This is a genomic window from Streptomyces sp. NPDC016562 (genome assembly GCF_043076955.1).
Taxonomy (GTDB): domain Bacteria; phylum Actinomycetota; class Actinomycetes; order Streptomycetales; family Streptomycetaceae; genus Streptomyces.
Genome location: NZ_JBIBRZ010000001.1, coordinates 405071 through 420871, shown reverse-complemented (window position 1 = coordinate 420871; position 15801 = coordinate 405071). Strand labels below are relative to the sequence as shown.

Below are 15801 nucleotides of genomic sequence, written 5' to 3'. Positions count from 1 at the left end.
GTCGTCCCCGATCGGCCCCACCGTGCTCTCCCCCCGCCCGCTCACACGACCTCGTCCAGGAACGGTGTGATCGCGTCGAGGAAGTGCTCGTTGCGATCGCCGACCACCATGTGCCCCGCTCCGGCCACCTCGACGCGCCGCGCCCCGGGCACCCGGGCGCAGAACTCCTCGGCGACCTCCTCCCGCAGTACGTCGCTGCTCCCGCCGCGCACCAGCAGGACCGGTACGTCCGCCCGGCGCGCGGAGTCGAGGAGACGCGTCGCCATGCCGGGCGGGTCCGCCCGGCTCTCGAAGTGGTCCACGATGCGCGGGTCCCAGTGCCAGACCCACCGGTCGCCGCGGCGCCGCAAGTTGGTGCGCATCCCCTCAGAGCCGGACGGACGCGGGCGGTGGGTCAGGTGGGCGGACACCGCCGCGGCCGCCTCCGCCGGGTCGGCGAAGCCGTCCGGATGGCCGCGCATGAACGCCGCGATCCGGCGGAAGCCTCCCGGGTCGGGCCGGTGGGCGACGTCGACGAGCAGCAGCGCGCGGATCGGCGCTCCCGGTGGCTCCCCGGCGGCCAGCAGCGAACCCAGACCTCCGAGCGAGGCGCCGACGAGCACCGGCCGGCCGCCGAGGCCCGCGACGACCGCGCGGACGTCCTCGGCGAACAGGCCGAGACCGTAGTCACCGTCGGGCGACCATCCGCTGTCTCCGTGCCCGCGCAGGTCGGGGGCGACGACCCGCCACCCCAGAGCGGCCAGCCGGGGGCCGGTGCGGCCCCAGGCGTGGCGCGTCTGGCCGCCGCCGTGCAGCAGGACGAGCGGGGGAGCCGACGCCCCGCCCCACACGTCCGCCACCAGCGGTATCCCACCGTGGCCCACGAAGGTGCAGGACCGCGGCGCGGCCGAGGCCGTCACACCGCGCCCCGGGTGCCCCGGGCGACCGGTGGCTCCGGCACCCGGACGCGGCGAGGGTGCGCGGCGTCCGGCGCGGACGGGCGGCGGGCGGGGAACCGGGTGTCGGCCATGCCGAGAGCCTTCCCGCGCACACCGACGGCGACGCCCCCGGGGCAGGAGCAGCGGTCGACGCCGCGGCCGCGTCCCCGTACCGGCTACGCGGGGGAGCTCTCCTCGGCGACCCACGCCAGGTAGGCGTCCGAGCCGCCCTCCACCGCCACCACGATCCACTCGGGCACTTCGTAGCTGTGCTCCCGCTCGATCCACGCGCCGAGGGCGGGCAGCCGGTCCCGGGTCGTCTTGAAGGAGACGCGCCACTCGGTGGCCGTCTCCACGCTGCCCTGCCACCGGTAGACGGCGGTGAGGGGCCCGTCGACGTGCGCGCAGGCGGCCAGACGGCCCTCCACCGCGCCCCGGGCCAGCTCCCCCGCCCGGCGCTCGCCGTCGACGGTGGTCTGCGCGATCACGATGCCGGTCGCCATGGCGGTCCTCCCGCGGTGTCGGATTCCGCGACGGACACTACCGGGACCAAGCCGGAAGGCCCGGCCCCCAAAAGGGAGCCGGGCCTTCCACCACGTGCTGAGGCGGCGCGGTGCCTGCGCCTGATGGCCCTGCGCCTGGAAGCCCTACGCCTCGAAGACCTCCGCCATGAGGAGCTGCTGCTCCGCCTGGTGACGCTTGGCCGAGCCCACCGCCGGCGACGAGCCGTGCGGGCGGGAGACCCGGCGCAGGCGCTCGCCCGCCGGGACGTCCGCGCCGACCGCCAGGTCGAGGTGGTCGATCAGGTTCAGCGCGATGAACGGCCACGCACCCTGGTTCGCCGGCTCCTCCTGCGCCCAGATGTACTTCGCCGCGTTCGGGAACTTGGCGATCTCCGCCTGGAGCTCCGCACCCGGCAGCGGGTACAGGCGCTCGATGCGGATGATGGCGGTGTCGGTGATGCCGCGCTTCTCCCGCTCGGCCTCCAGGTCGTAGTAGACCTTGCCCGCGCAGAAGACGACCTTGCGGACCGCGTTCGCGTCCACCGTGGTGTCACCGATGACCGGACGGAACGCGCCCGAGGTGAACTCCTCCGCCTTCGACGCCGCCGCCTTCAGACGCAGCATCGACTTCGGGGTGAAGACGATCAGCGGCTTGTGGTGCGGGTTGTGCACCTGCCAGCGCAGCAGGTGGAAGTAGTTGGAGGGCAGGGTGGGCATGGCCACCGTCATGTTGTCCTGCGCGCACATCTGGAGGAAGCGCTCCGGGCGGGCGGACGAGTGGTCCGGGCCCTGGCCCTCGTAGCCGTGCGGGAGGAGCAGCGTGACGCCGCTGGTCTGGCCCCACTTCTGCTCCGCCGAGGAGATGAACTCGTCCACGACCGTCTGCGCGCCGTTGACGAAGTCACCGAACTGGGCCTCCCAGAGGACCAGCGCGTCCGGACGGGCCAGCGAGTAGCCGTACTCGAAGCCCATGGCCGCGTACTCGGAGAGCAGCGAGTCGTAGACGTTGTAGCGGGCCTGGTCGTCCGACAGGTAGAGCAGCGGGGTGTAGTCCTCGCCCGTCTCCCGGTCGATGAGGACCGCGTGGCGCTGGCCGAAGGTGCCGCGGCGGGAGTCCTGGCCGGACAGCCGGACCGGGGTGCCCTCCATCAGCAGCGAACCGAAGGCCAGGGTCTCGCCCATGCCCCAGTCGATGGTGCCCTCATCGATCATCGCCGCGCGGCGCTGCAGCTGCGGCAGCAGACGCGGGTGGACGGTGACGCCCTCGGGGATGTTGACCTGGGACTCTGCGATCCGCTTGACGACGTCCTGCGAGATCGCGGTGTCCACGGCGACCGGGAACTGCTGCGCGACCTGCGGGGGCGTCACCGGGGCGCCGGCCGCGGGCTGCGTGGAGGCCTCGCGGACCTCCGCGAAGACCTTCTCCAGCTGGCCCTGGAAGTCCTGGAGGGCCTGCTCGGCCTCTTCCAGCGTGATGTCGCCGCGACCGATGAGGGACTCGGTGTACAGCTTGCGCACCGAGCGCTTCTTGTCGATCAGGTCGTACATCAGCGGCTGCGTGAAGGCCGGGTTGTCGGACTCGTTGTGACCGCGGCGGCGGTAGCAGATGAGGTCGATGACCACGTCCTTGTTGAACGCCTGACGGAACTCGAAGGCGAGCCGCGCGACGCGGACCACGGCCTCCGGGTCGTCGCCGTTCACGTGGAAGATCGGCGCCTCGATCATGCGGGCCACGTCGGTCGCGTACATCGAGGAACGCGAGGACTCCGGGGCGGCGGTGAAGCCGACCTGGTTGTTGATGACCACGTGCACGGTGCCGCCGGTGCGGTAACCGCGCAGCTGCGACATGTTCAGCGTCTCGGCGACCACACCCTGGCCCGCGAAGGCCGCGTCGCCGTGCAGGGCGACGGGCAGGACGGTGAAGTCCGTGCCGCCCTTGTTGATGATGTCCTGCTTGGCGCGGGCGACGCCCTCCAGGACCGGGTCCACGGCCTCCAGGTGGGACGGGTTCGCGACGAGCGAGACCTTGATCTGCTCGCCGTCCAGGCCCGTGAAGGTGCCCTCGGCGCCCAGGTGGTACTTGACGTCGCCGGAGCCGTGCATGGACTTCGGGTCGAGGTTGCCCTCGAACTCGCGGAAGATCTGCGCGTACGACTTGCCGACGATGTTCGCGAGCACGTTCAGGCGGCCGCGGTGGGCCATGCCGATGACGACCTCTTCGAGGCGGGCCTCGGCGGCCGAGTCGATGACGGCGTCGAGCAGCGGGATGACGGACTCGCCGCCCTCCAGCGAGAAGCGCTTCTGGCCGACGTACTTCGTCTGCAGGAAGGTCTCGAAGGCCTCCGCCGCGTTCAGGCGGCGCAGGATGCGCAGCTGCTCCTCGCGCTCCGGCTTGGAGTGCGGGCGCTCGATGCGGTCCTGGATCCAACGGCGCTGCTTCGGGTCCTGGATGTGCATGAACTCGACGCCGGTGGTGCGGCAGTACGAGTCGCGCAGCACGCCGAGGATGTCGCGCAGCTTCATCATCGACTTGCCGGAGAAGCCGCCGACCGCGAACTCGCGCTCCAGGTCCCACAGGGTGAGGCCGTGCTCGGTGATGTCGAGGTCGGGGTGCTTGCGCTGCTTGTACTCCAGCGGGTCGGTGTCGGCCATGACGTGGCCGCGGACCCGGTAGGAGTGGATCAGCTCGAAGACGCGGGCGGCCTTCGTGACGTCGTCGTCGTGCGAGGCGTCGATGTCGCGGTTCCAGCGCACCGGCTCGTACGGGATGCGCAGCGCCTCGAAGACGTCGTCGTAGAAGCCGCTCTCGCCGAGCAGCAGGTTCGCGACGATGCGCAGGAACTCGCCGGAGGCCGCGCCCTGGATGACCCGGTGGTCGTAGGTCGAGGTCAGGGTCATGACCTTGGAGATGCCCAGCTTGTTCAGGGTGTCCTGCGAGGTGCCCTGGAACTCGGCGGGGTAGTCCATGGAGCCGACGCCCATGATGACCGACTGTCCGGGCATCAGACGGGGCACGGAGTGCACGGTGCCCAGGCCGCCGGGGTTGGTCAGCGAGACGGTGACGCCCGTGAAGTCGTCCATCGTCAGCTTGCCGACGCGGGCGCGGCGGACGATGTCCTCGTAGGCCTGCCAGAACTCGAAGAAGTTGAGGGTCTCGGCCTTCTTGATGCCGGCGACGACGAGCTGGCGGTCGCCGTTGGGCTTCACCAGGTCGATCGCGAGACCGAAGTTGATGTGCTCCGGCTTGACCAGGGTCGGCTTGCCGTCCTTCTCCGCGAAGGAGTAGTTCATGGCCGGCATGGCCTTGATCGCCTGCACCATCGCGTAGCCGATGAGGTGCGTGAAGGAGATCTTCCCGCCCCGGGCGCGCTTGAGGTGGTTGTTGATGACGATGCGGTTGTCGAACAGCAGCTTCACCGGGACGGCGCGCACGGACGTGGCCGTCGGCACCTCCAGGGAGGCGTTCATGTTCTTGGCGACGGCGGCAGCCGGGCCGCGGAGCGTCACCAGCTCGGGGCCCGTGGGGGCCTCGGTGGCGGGCGCGGCCTGCTTGGGGGCTGCGGAGGAGGGGGCGGGCGCGGCCGGTGCGGCGGCCGGGGCCTGGGAGGTGACAGTCACAGCAGGGGCACCAGAGGGGGTGGCAGGAGCAGGGGCAGGAGCTGACACGGGCGTGGGCGCGGCTGGCGAGGGGGCTGCGGCGCGCGCCGCCCCCGTGGCGGCGGCGTCGGCGGCCCGGGGGGCTGCGGCGACGGGGGTGGCGGCCTGTGCGGAGGCGCCATCCGTCGTCGGGGACTTCAGGGGCTCGTCCGACGTCACCGGAGCGACAGCGCCCCCCGGCTTGTAGTCGGCGAAGAAGTCCCACCAGGCCCGGTCGACCGAGTTCGGGTCCTGGAGGTACTGCTGATAGATCTCGTCGACGAGCCACTCATTCGCGCCGAAGCCTGAGGCGGGGTTCTTCCCGCCTTCTCCTGCTTCGGTCGTGGTGCTCGGGTTACTGGGGGACTGTGGCGACACGGCGGCAACCGCCCTCTTCCGCTTCACAAGGTATGGACAGCGGGAATAAAGGCTACGCCTCCTGGACCGCGAGATGCAGACCGGGCGGTACATCCGTCATGCAGGTCACATCGAACGGCGGGTTTCACCACCTGGAATGGCGGGAAACAAGTGTGGTTCGGGTAGGGGGCACCGAGGTTGCGGCCCCCTTGGCTTCGCACCCCTGACGGACCCCGGGTACGTGTGGCCGAGATCATGTCCTTCCCACTCGAACCCTACGTCAACACGGCGCCTGCGAGCTGCCCGGAAGCGTGACGAGCATGCGGCAGCCGCGTGACGATTCGGCCACTGCGATCCGGCCCCCGTGCAGTTCCACCGCCCACCGGGCGATCGCCAGCCCCAGCCCCGTGCCGCCGTCGCCCCCGCGCGCACTGCCCCGGTTGAACCGCTCGAAGACCCGGTGACGCTCCGCCTCGGGGATGCCGGGACCCTCGTCCACGACCTCCAGGGCCAGGCTCCCGGGCGCGTCGCCGGCCCGGGCGCGGACCGTGACCCGGCCGTGGGGCGGGCTGTGCTTGACCGCGTTGTCGATCAGGTTGGCCACGACCTGGTGCAGCCGCTCGGCGTCCGCGTACGCCCACAGCTCGGACGGGAACACGTCCAGGTGCAGGTGCACGTCGTTGCGGGTGTGCCCGCCCGAGCCGGAGAGCAGCCCCGGCCGGCCGGCCGCCGCCAGTCCCGACTCCTTCAGCACGCCCGAGAGGTACGGCCACACCTCGAAGCGGCGCGCCCGCAGCGGGACCACCCCGTTGTCGACGCGGGACAGGTCCAGCAGCGTCTCCACGAGCCGCCCCAGGCGCTCGGTCTGCTTCAGCATCGTCCGCATGGTCTCGGGATCGGCGGCCGAGACCCCGTCCACCACGTTCTCCAGCACCGCCCGCAGCGCCGCGATCGGCGTGCGCAGCTCGTGCGAGACGTTGGCGACCAGCTCCTTGCGGTGGCGGTCCACCGCCTCCAGGTCGTCCGCCATCAGATTGATGGTGGAGGCCAGGTCGCCCAGCTCGTCGCGGCGCCCCGCCTCCCGGACCCGCCGGGTGTAGTCACCGTGCGAGATCGCCCGGGCCACCGTCGTCATGTCGTCCAGCGGCGCCGTCAGGCTGTGCGCCACGAACTGGGTGATCAGCATCGAGGCGATCACGGAGAAGACCGTGATGAAGCGCAGCTCGGTGTCGGTGCGCAGGGCCACCAGCAGCAGGCCCGTCGTGATGAAGACCGAGACCACCACGAGGATGCCCAGCTTGGTCTTGATCGAGAAGGGCGAGAAGGGCCGCAGGCCCCCGGAGGACCGCTGCCTCTGCCGTTGTATCTGCTGCTGTCGCTGCTGTCGCTGCTGCCGTTGCTTCTCCTGCCTCTGCCGCGGCTGCCGCGCCGGCCGGCCGCTCATGCCTGGGCCGGGGTCTCCAGGGCGTACCCGACGCCGTGGACCGTACGGATCCGCTCCGCGCCGATCTTGCGGCGCAGGGCCTTGATGTGGCTGTCGACCGTACGGGTCCCGGACGCGTCGGCCCAGTCCCACACCTCGGCCAGCAGCTGCTCCCGCGAGAGCACCGCCCGGGGGGTCCCGGCCAGGCACACCAGCAGGTCGAACTCGGTCGGCGTCAGGTGCACGTCCTCGGCCTGCACCCGGACCCGGCGCTGCGCGTGGTCGATCTCCAGGTCGCCCAGGCGCAGGGTGGCCCCGCGCGGGGCGTGCGCCGCGATCGTCGCGCGCTCCACCCGCCTCAGCAGGACGTGGACCCGCGCGGCGAGCTCGCGCATCGAGAACGGCTTCGTCATGTAGTCGTCCGCGCCGACCCCGAGACCGACCAGCAGGTCGGTCTCGTCGTCCCGCGCTGTGAGCATCAGCACAGGGACCGGCCGCTGCGCCTGGACCCGGCGGCAGACCTCCAGCCCGTCGAAGCCGGGCAGCATGACGTCCAGGACCAGCAGCTCGGGCAGCCAGCTCTCGGCCGCGGCCACGGCGGCCGGGCCGTCCGGGGCCGTCTGCACCTGGAAGCCCTCGGCGCGCAGGCGGGCCGCGATGGCCTCGGCGATGGTGTGGTCGTCCTCGACGACGAGCACACGCCGCTGGGCGCCGGGTGTCGCTGCGGCGCCGTTGTGAGTGGTGTGCGTCTGTTCCATTTCCGCCCCTGAAGATCCCGCGTGAATGGGGTGCAGCGTAGAGGAGGCACCGGCCTGCGGCTACGTGGGGTGGGAGTCACGGCAAATGTGCGGGACCTCTGCAAATGGAAGGGGATGTACCGGGTGTCCCGGGCGGAATCGGGGCTAAATCAAGGCCGCATCGGGGTCAGGAGGAGGCGCCCTGAGGCGCCGTGAACGGCGGCAGCGCGTCCAGTACCTTCGTCAGGGTCCGCGGCAGGGACCCCTCGTCACCCGCCACCTCGAAGCCGCCGTGCGCGAACGCGTAGAAGAACCCGTCGTAGATCTTCGGGCCGCCCGTCGAGATCCGCGGCAGCCGGGCGAAGTCCGCCTCCCGGAGGGCGGTGCGCAGGGCCGCCAGCTCCGCCTCGGACAGCTTTCCGGTGCCCTGCGGGCCCGCCTTGGCGTCCAGCCGGGTCCACGAGCCGTCGTCCTTGACGACGAGCGTGTGGGTCTGGCCGGCGAAGCCGCCGCTGCGGGTGACGCGGACCAGGGTCGCGGAGGGGTCGGGGAGCGGCTCGGCCGACGGGCTCGCGCCGGGGGCGGGGGCCGTGCTCGGACCCGTCGCGGTGGAGGTGTTCGGGGGCGCGTGCGAGGGCGCCTGCGGGGTTGCCTTCGGGGGCGCGCCGTCGCCGCTCCCGGAACCACTCGGCCCGCATCCGGCCACCAGGAGCGCACCGAGCAGCAGCAGGAGAACCGCCGCCACCGACCGGAACGCGCGCACACCCACCTCCGCAGGCACTGGGGTCCAACCCCGAGTATGGAGTGCGCACACCCGTTCCGACAGCTACCGGAGGCCGACATCAGCCGGATCGCCCCCTGGCGACTGCTCCCGCCGCTGCTCGCCGCGGTCCTCGGCCTCTGGGGTCTGGAGCGGGGCGCCAGCATGTGGCGCGACGAGTCCGTCACCTGGCAGGTGGCCCACCGGCCGCTCGGCGGGATCTGGGAGCTGCTGGGCCAGGTGGACGCGGTCCACGGGCTGTACTACCTGCTCATGCACGCCGTCTTCCAGACCTGGGACGGCGGCCTGTGGGCCCTGCGACTGCCCTCCGTCGCCGCCACCGCCCTCGCGGCCGCCGGGGTGGCCGCCGTCGCCCACCGGCTCGCGGGGGAGCGGGCGGCGCTGCTCGCCGGCTCGGCGTACGCGCTGCTCCCGCCGGTACAGATGTACGCGCAGGAGGGGCGCTCGTACGCCCTGGTCGCCGCCGCGGTGGTCTGGTCGACGTATCTGATGCTGCGCGAGCGCTGGGCGGCGTACGCGGTGGTCCTGCTGCTCGGCTGCTGGCTGCACGAGTTCGCCGTGCTGGCCCTGCTCGCCCACGGTTTCACCGCCTGGCGCTCGCGCGGCTGGCGGTGGAGCGCCGCGGCCGTCGTGGCGCTGCTGCTGCCGCTGGCCGTGGCGAGCGCGCGGCAGGCCGAGCAGCAGCTCGGCTGGCTCGGGCGGCCCAGCGGGCAGGACTGGGCGGCGTACGCGGTGCTCGCGGCGGCCGTGCTGCTGCTCGCCCGCGGCGCGTGCGGGGAGCTCGTACGGGTGGCGCTGCCGCTCGCCCTGCTGCCGCCCGGGCTGCTGATGGTGATCTCGCTGGTCCACCCCTGGTACGTCGACCGGTACGTGCTCTACGCGCTGGCCGGGCTCGCCCTGCTGGCCGGGGCCCGGCTGGCGCAGGCCCGCGGGTGGTGGCCGTGGCTGCTGGCCGGGGCCCTGCTGGTGCCGTTCGGCTTCTGGTCGGTGTGGCTGCGTACGCCCGAGAGCCGCAAGGACGACGTCCTCGCGGTGGCCGCCGCCGTGCGGGAACGGGCCGGGCCGGGGGACGCGGTGGTGTTCATGCCGTCGCGGCGGCGCGAGTGGCTGCTGTCCTCGCCGGGGGCGTACGAGCCGCTGCGCGACGTGGCCCTGGACCGCACCCCGGCGGCTTCGCACAGCCTCCAGGGCACCGAACTCCCCCCGGACCGCATCCGCGCGGCCCTGCTCACGGCCCCCCGCGTCATCGCCCTGCTGGACCCGCCCGGACAGCCCCTGGACCCGTACCCCCAGGAGGCGGTCAAACGCGACACCCTCGCGGCCCGCTTCGACCTCTGCTCCATCACCAAGCTCCACGGCGCCCGCGTGGCGGTCTACGCCCCGAGGGGCGCGTGCGGCTAGCGCCTGCGGCGTGCCGTGCGGGTGTGGCGGCCCGCCTGCGGCGACGCCTGCGGCTTTGCCCGCGCTGACCCCTGCGGCCGGGCCGGCCGACGCGGCCCCGATCCGGTCCGGCCCGGCGTGCGTGCCGCGGGCTCTGGGGGCGAAGCCCCCGGGCCACCCGGCTCCGGCCGGCACTGGGCTCCGCCCGCGGCCTGGGCTCTGCCTGTAGCCCGGGCCGGGCCCGAAACCGGGCTGGGCCCGTGGCCCGGGCTGGCCAGGGTCCCGTGATGGGCCCGCAGCCGGGCCCGGCCGGTACTGGGCTCCGCCCGTGGCCCGGGCCGGGCCCGCAGCCGGGTTCGGCCGGGGCCTCGTTCAGGCTTCGCCCCGGGCCCCGTTCGCACGCCGCGAGGCCGAGTCCGGGCGGGTGGGGGCGGGTTGGGGTGGAGTGCAGCGGAGGATGGCATGGTCCACATCGCTCACACGGAGGTGCCGAATGACCATGCCGCAGAAGGCCGCGACCCCGCTGACCGTGCCCGGACCGCTCGTCGGGGCCGAGTGGCTGGCCGCGCGGCTCGGGGCGCCCGGGCTGGTGCTCTTCGACGCCTCCGTCGGGGCCCACCGCGGCGCCGGCCGGCGCATACCCGGCGCGCGGCCGTTCGACCTCGACGGCGCCCTGTCCGACCACGACGCGCCCGCTCCGCACACCATGCCCGGCGCCGCCGCGTTCACCGAGGCGGTGCGCGCCCTCGGGCTCGACGACTCCGACACCGTCGTCGTCTACGACGGCGCCGGCGTCTACTCCAGCGCCCGCGCCTGGTGGATGCTGCGCGCCATGGGCTTCGACCGCGCGGCCGTCCTCGACGGCGGGCTGCCCGCCTGGACCGCCGCCGGGCTGCCCGTCGAGGCGACCGGTCCCGCGTACGAGGGCCCGCGCGGCTCCTTCACCGCCCGGCCCCGCCCCGGGCTGCTGGTCGACAGCGCCGCCGTCACCGACGCCCTGGCCGACCCGGACGCGGCGGTCCTCGACGCCCGCACCCGCGAACGCTTCGCCGGCACCGCCCCCGAACCCCGCCCCGGTCTGCGCGGCGGCCACATGCCCGGCGCGGTCAACCTCCCCTTCGGCGAGCTCCAGCGGCCCGGCGGCCTGATGCGCCCGGCCGCCGAACTCCGCGCGGCCGTCGAGGCGGTGGCCGGAGAGCGGCAGCGGCTCTACTTCAGCTGCGGGTCCGGCGTGACCGCCTGCGTGCTCGCCCTCGCCGCCGACCTCGCCGGCTACCGCGACCTGGCGGTGTACGACGGCTCCTGGAGCGAGTGGGGCACGCCGTCGGCGCTCCCCGTGACCACCGGGTGAGAGCGCTCCCGGCCGTCGGGCCGGTCGTGAGGTCCCTTATGCCCCGCCGCCGCTGACGCCCGGGGCGACGAAGCGCCTGTGCAAGGGGAAGAACTTCGGATCGGGATCGCTCTGCACGCCCAGTTCACCCTTGAGCACGGGGGCCACCCGGGCGGCGATGAACCGGCTGAAGTGCTCCTCGGACTCCCAGATGTCCATCACGTTGAGGCCGCCGTCGACGAACCACGCGGCGTGCAGGACGCAGCCGTCCGGAGCGTCCTGTTCCCACCGCACCCGTTCACGGACCGTGTCGTAGACGTCCGGTGTGATTTCGGGCCAGGAAAAGGTCATCACGACTGCCATGGAGATCCCTTCGAGCGCCTGCGGCGCGGTAGGCGGATGGCACACGGGCTTCGCCGCCGACGCTAAGCCGCCACCCCCACCCCGGCACTCCGGGTCGCCCATCCGTGCCGACGGAGGCAGCTGTTCGCCGCCGGCGAACGCGCGTTGGGGAACATTGGGTGACGCATGAGCATTGAGTCGGCATAGCTCAACTTCACTGCCGGAGGGAAGATCATGGCTTCGACGTCCGTACCGCTCACCCTGCCCGTGTTGCCACTCGACGACGAGGTCGTGCTGCCCGGCATGGTCGTTCCGCTGGACCTCTCCGACGCCGAGGTGCGCGCGGCCGTCGAGGCCGCGCAGGCCGCGGCCGGACAGGGCAAGCCCCGCGTGCTGCTCGTGCCGCGCGTCGACGGGAAGTACGCCGGGACCGGGGTGCTCGGGACGGTCGAGCAGGTGGGGCGGCTCTCCGACGGGGACCCCGGCGCGCTCATCCGCGGCCGCGGGCGGGTCCGCATCGGCGCCGGGACCACCGGGCCGGGCGCCGCGCTCTGGGTCGAGGGCGAGACCGTGGAGGAGCAGGTCCCCGACCCGCTGCCCGGCGTGGTGGCCGAGCTCGTCAAGGAGTACAAGGCGCTCGCCACCAGCTGGCTCAAGAAGCGCGGCGCCTGGCAGGTCGTCGACCGGGTCCAGCAGATCGACGGGGTCTCCGCCCTCGCGGACAACTCCGGATACTCGCCGTTCCTCACCGTGGCCCAGAAGGTCGAGCTGCTGGAGACGGCCGACCCGGTCGCCCGCCTCCGCCTCGCCGTCAAGTGGCTCAGCGAGCACCTCGCCGAGCAGGACGTCGCCGAGTCCATCGCCAAGGACGTGCAGGACGGCGTCGACAAGCAGCAGCGGGAGTTCCTGCTCCGCCGCCAGCTGGAAGCCGTACGCAAGGAACTGCGCGAGCTGGGCGGGGAGAAGGAGGGCGAGGAGTCCGACGACTACCGGGCCCGCGTCGAGGCCGCCGACCTCCCCGAGAAGGTGCGGGAGGCCGCGCTCAAGGAGGTCGAGAAGCTGGACCGGGCCAGTGACCAGAGCCCGGAGGGCTCCTGGATCCGCACCTGGCTGGACACCGTGCTCGAACTGCCCTGGAACGAGCGCACGCAGGACCAGTACGACATCCAGGGCGCCAGGGCGATCCTCGACGCCGAGCACGCCGGGCTCGGCGACGTGAAGGACCGCATCACCGAGTACCTCGCCGTCCGCAAGCGGCGCGGCGAGCGCGGCCTCGGCGTCATCGGCGGGCGCCGCGGCGGCGCCGTCCTCGCACTCGTCGGCCCGCCCGGCGTCGGCAAGACCTCCCTCGGGGAGTCCGTGGCCCACGCCATGGGCCGCAAGTTCGTCCGGGTCGCGCTCGGCGGCGTACGCGACGAGGCCGAGATCCGCGGCCACCGGCGCACCTACGTCGGCGCGCTGCCCGGCCGGATCGTCCGGGCCATCAAGGAGGCCGGGTCGATGAACCCCGTCGTCCTCCTCGACGAGATCGACAAGGTGGGCTCCGACTTCCGCGGCGACCCGGCGGCCGCCCTGCTGGAGGTCCTGGACCCCGCGCAGAACCACACCTTCCGCGACCACTACCTGGAGGTCGAACTCGACCTGAGCGACGTCGTCTTCCTGGCCACGGCCAACGTCCTGGAGGCCATCCCGGAGGCACTGGCCGACCGGATGGAGCTCGTCCGCCTCGACGGCTACACCGAGGACGAGAAGGTGGTCATCGCACGCGACCACCTGCTGCCGCGCCAGCTGGAACGCGCCGGCCTCGGCTCCGACGAGGTGGTCCTGGAGGAGGCCGCCCTGCGCAAGCTGGCCGGGGAGTACACCCGCGAGGCGGGCGTGCGCACCCTGGAACGGTCCCTCGCGCGCCTGCTGCGCAAGGTGGCCGCGCAGCACGAGCTCGGCGAGCGGGAACTGCCCTTCAGCATCGGAGCCGACGACCTGCGCGGCCTCATCGGGCGGCCCCACCACGTCCCGGAGTCCGCCCAGGACCCGTCGGAGCGGCGCACCGCCGTCCCCGGCGTGGCCACCGGCCTCGCGGTGACCGGCGCGGGCGGCGACGTCCTCTTCGTGGAGGCCTCACTGGCCGACCCCGAGACGGGCGCGGCCGGCCTGACCCTCACCGGCCAGCTCGGCGACGTCATGAAGGAGTCGGCGCAGATCGCGCTGAGCTTCCTGCGCTCGCACGGCGCGGAACTGGAACTCCCCGTCGCCGACCTGAAGGACCGGGGCGTGCACATCCACTTCCCGGCGGGCGCGGTCCCCAAGGACGGCCCGAGCGCCGGCATCACCATGACGACCGCGCTCGCCTCGCTGCTCTCCGGGCGCCAGGTCCGCACGGACGTGGCAATGACCGGTGAGGTCTCGCTGACCGGGCGGGTCCTGCCGATCGGCGGGGTCAAGCAGAAGCTGCTCGCGGCGCACCGGGCCGGGCTGACCACCGTGATCATCCCGAAGCGGAACGAAGCGGACCTGGACGACGTCCCGGCGGAGGTACTGGAGGGGCTGGAGGTGCACCCGGTGACGGACGTGCGCCAGGTACTGGAACTGGCCCTGGCCGGCGCGGAGGTGCCGGTCACCGTCGCCGCGTAGCCACCCGCTGCGAAATACTGGCCCCCCACCCATCGAAGGAGCGGTACGTGCACGGGAGCGAAGACCAGGAGTTCCTTGCCCTGGAGCGGGAGCTGTCGGTCTTCCTCCGGCGGGCCCGGGCCTCGTCCGGCGAGATGGCCCGCGAGCTGCACCCCGAGCTGGAACCCGCCGCCTACGGGCTCCTCGTACGCCTGGAGGCGGCGGGCCGCCAGCGGGCCACCGAGCTCGCCGCCTACTTCGGCGTGGGCAAGGCCACCATGAGCCGCCAGCTGCGCGCCCTGGAGGTTCTCGGCCTGGTGGCCCGCGAGCCGGACCCCGCCGACGGCCGCGCCTTCCTGGTCGGCCTCACGGAGGAAGGCCGCGAACGCTTCCTCCGCGTACGGGGCGCACGCCGCGAGCAGTACATGCGCAAACTCGCCGACTGGGACCGAGGCGAAGTAGCCGAACTGGCCCGCCTCCTCAACCAACTCAACGCCGGCGAGGAATAACCCCACCCAGCGGTCGTGCGCCGAGCGGTCCACCGGGCCGTGTCGGCGGGGCCGGGTGTGTGGCGGGGTGTCCCCGCAGGGCGTCGAACGCACCACCGCCGTACCCCCCGACCCCCCGAACCGTTCGGCGCCCGAGGAGACACCCCGGCGCGCGCCCGGCCCCGCCGCCACCCCCTGCGAGCCCGCCCGAGCCCCCACCCCCGCCGACCCAGCCCGGCCCGGAAGCACCGGCCAAGCCCACGGCCGACCCAGCCCGACCCGGCCCGACCGCGGAAGCGTCGGCCCCGACCGGCCCTCACAGCTCCGCATACACCGCCGACGCATCGTCATGCCGCTTGTACCGTCCCACCGGCCGCGCCGGATCGGACTCAAGGGTCCGCACCCGGCCGATCAACCCCTGCGCCCCCTCCTTCCGCAGCACCGCCAGGCACTCCCCCCAGTCACCCTCCCCGAACGTGTCCGTCCACCGGCTCGCCCCGTCCGTCAGCGCCGCCACCGCCCGCACCCGCTCACGCGGAGTCCGCCCCGTCACCGCCCGCGCCGCCACCGCAGGATCCGCGGCCGCCGTGAAGAAACCACCCTCCGCGTTGCGCAGCGCATCCGTCGCGGACACCGACCCCAGCACCTCCCGCGGAACCCGGTCGAGGCGGTCGTCGAGCACCGCCGTCACCTCGCCCTCCGGCGCCTGGAGGAGCAGGACGGAGTCCGACAGCACCAGGTGCTCCACGTACGCCTCGTCCCAGCGGACCATGACGACCGTCGCCTGGGGTGTGCGCACGTGAGAAAGGTCACAGGTGTCGCGGTGGGCCTCGGCCGTGGCGCGCACCGCCTCGGCCAGAATCCGGTCCAGCGGCATGTCCCGCCGGGATCCGGACAGTTCGGTCAATCGACCCCCGAGCCGGGCCGCGAACCACGGCACTCCGTGCACGCACCCGTCCTCGCCGACCGGCGGCGTGACCCCGTCCAGCGCGACCAGGACCCCACCGCCGGAGGCGGGGATCGCGGCCGACAGCCAGTCCTCATTGGGGCGTTCCGGGTGGCCGGGGGCCGAGGCGAGGTCGATGCGCATACGGGCATTCTGCCCGCCGGGGCCCGCGACGCCCGAGCAGGTCCGTACCAAAGCGGGAGGACCCGGATCCGGCCGCAGCGCCCCCCACCCGGCCGGCGGACAGCCACGCCGCCACCCCCGGCGCGGATGTGGGCGGGCATCCTGCCAAAGCCCGTATCGATCTTTCAACCACCTGTCCACCGACGGCGCTCTGGGACGAGGTGTCCG

The 15801-nt window shown here is 73.3% G+C and carries 12 protein-coding genes; 4 read left to right on the top strand and 8 right to left on the bottom strand.

All coding sequences use genetic code 11. The features are described from left to right. Positions 1–41: 41 nt before the first annotated feature. The 6 genes from ACF059_RS01885 to ACF059_RS01860 all read right to left on the bottom strand — a co-directional run bounded on the left by ACF059_RS01885 (position 42) and on the right by ACF059_RS01860 (position 8336). Positions 42–839 carry an alpha/beta fold hydrolase gene (locus ACF059_RS01885; protein WP_392050112.1) on the bottom strand — a complete coding sequence of 266 codons (798 nt, stop codon included), beginning with the start codon at positions 837–839 and terminating at the stop codon, positions 42–44. 254 nt (positions 840–1093) lie between these two features. Then, on the bottom strand, positions 1094–1420 hold the full coding sequence (cutA, locus tag ACF059_RS01880) for a divalent-cation tolerance protein CutA (RefSeq protein WP_392050109.1): 327 nt from the start codon (positions 1418–1420) through the stop codon (positions 1094–1096). Positions 1421–1564: 144 nt separating this feature from the next. Further along, positions 1565–5434, bottom strand: a complete 3870-nt coding sequence (locus tag ACF059_RS01875) for a multifunctional oxoglutarate decarboxylase/oxoglutarate dehydrogenase thiamine pyrophosphate-binding subunit/dihydrolipoyllysine-residue succinyltransferase subunit (protein ID WP_392050106.1) — start codon at positions 5432–5434, stop codon at positions 1565–1567. A 259-nt stretch (positions 5435–5693) separates the two neighbouring features. Continuing rightward, positions 5694–6857: an ATP-binding protein gene (locus ACF059_RS01870; RefSeq protein WP_392050103.1), complete on the bottom strand. Its 1164-nt coding sequence runs from the start codon at positions 6855–6857 to the stop codon at positions 5694–5696. Further along, complete coding sequence (locus ACF059_RS01865) at positions 6854–7594, bottom strand: response regulator transcription factor (RefSeq protein ID WP_366866383.1); 741 nt, start codon at positions 7592–7594, stop codon at positions 6854–6856. The genes ACF059_RS01870 and ACF059_RS01865 overlap by 4 nt, the downstream gene beginning before the upstream one ends. A 166-nt stretch (positions 7595–7760) precedes the next feature. Further along, positions 7761–8336: a hypothetical protein gene (locus tag ACF059_RS01860; RefSeq protein ID WP_392050100.1), complete on the bottom strand. Its 576-nt coding sequence runs from the start codon at positions 8334–8336 to the stop codon at positions 7761–7763. Between the two features lie 36 nt (positions 8337–8372). Between ACF059_RS01860 and ACF059_RS01855 the strand changes: the two genes are divergently transcribed. Beyond that, positions 8373–9755 (top strand): hypothetical protein, encoded by a 1383-nt coding sequence (locus tag ACF059_RS01855; RefSeq protein ID WP_392050097.1) that lies wholly within the window; start codon positions 8373–8375, stop codon positions 9753–9755. A 472-nt stretch (positions 9756–10227) separates the two neighbouring features. Then, positions 10228–11085, top strand: coding sequence for a sulfurtransferase (locus ACF059_RS01850; RefSeq protein ID WP_392050094.1), 858 nt, complete (start codon positions 10228–10230; stop codon positions 11083–11085). A 36-nt stretch (positions 11086–11121) separates the two neighbouring features. Here ACF059_RS01850 and ACF059_RS01845 read toward each other — a convergent pair whose 3' ends face one another. Continuing rightward, positions 11122–11427, bottom strand: a complete 306-nt coding sequence (locus ACF059_RS01845) for a hypothetical protein (protein WP_392050091.1) — start codon at positions 11425–11427, stop codon at positions 11122–11124. 213 nt (positions 11428–11640) lie between these two features. On the opposite strand from ACF059_RS01845, the gene lon reads away from it, so the two are divergent. Both lon and ACF059_RS01835 read left to right on the top strand, forming a co-directional pair. Beyond that, positions 11641–14037, top strand: a complete 2397-nt coding sequence (gene lon / locus ACF059_RS01840; protein WP_392050089.1) for an endopeptidase La — start codon at positions 11641–11643, stop codon at positions 14035–14037. A 47-nt stretch (positions 14038–14084) separates the two neighbouring features. After that, on the top strand, positions 14085–14525 hold the full coding sequence (locus ACF059_RS01835; RefSeq protein WP_360888293.1) for a MarR family transcriptional regulator: 441 nt from the start codon (positions 14085–14087) through the stop codon (positions 14523–14525). A 295-nt stretch (positions 14526–14820) separates the two neighbouring features. On the opposite strand, the gene ACF059_RS01830 is transcribed toward ACF059_RS01835, so the two are convergent. Further along, on the bottom strand, positions 14821–15594 hold the full coding sequence (locus tag ACF059_RS01830; protein ID WP_366865105.1) for a hypothetical protein: 774 nt from the start codon (positions 15592–15594) through the stop codon (positions 14821–14823). Positions 15595–15801: the final 207 nt, after the last annotated feature.

Coding starts and splice junctions, on each gene's coding strand:
- ACF059_RS01865 (WP_366866383.1), bottom strand. CDS start 7,594: ATGGAACAGACGCACACCACTCACAACGGCGCCGCAGCGACACCCGGC.
- ACF059_RS01855 (WP_392050097.1), top strand. CDS start 8,373: ATGGAGTGCGCACACCCGTTCCGACAGCTACCGGAGGCCGACATCAGC.
- ACF059_RS01870 (WP_392050103.1), bottom strand. CDS start 6,857: ATGAGCGGCCGGCCGGCGCGGCAGCCGCGGCAGAGGCAGGAGAAGCAA.
- ACF059_RS01845 (WP_392050091.1), bottom strand. CDS start 11,427: ATGGCAGTCGTGATGACCTTTTCCTGGCCCGAAATCACACCGGACGTC.
- lon (WP_392050089.1), top strand. CDS start 11,641: ATGGCTTCGACGTCCGTACCGCTCACCCTGCCCGTGTTGCCACTCGAC.
- cutA (WP_392050109.1), bottom strand. CDS start 1,420: ATGGCGACCGGCATCGTGATCGCGCAGACCACCGTCGACGGCGAGCGC.
- ACF059_RS01850 (WP_392050094.1), top strand. CDS start 10,228: ATGACCATGCCGCAGAAGGCCGCGACCCCGCTGACCGTGCCCGGACCG.
- ACF059_RS01830 (WP_366865105.1), bottom strand. CDS start 15,594: ATGCGCATCGACCTCGCCTCGGCCCCCGGCCACCCGGAACGCCCCAAT.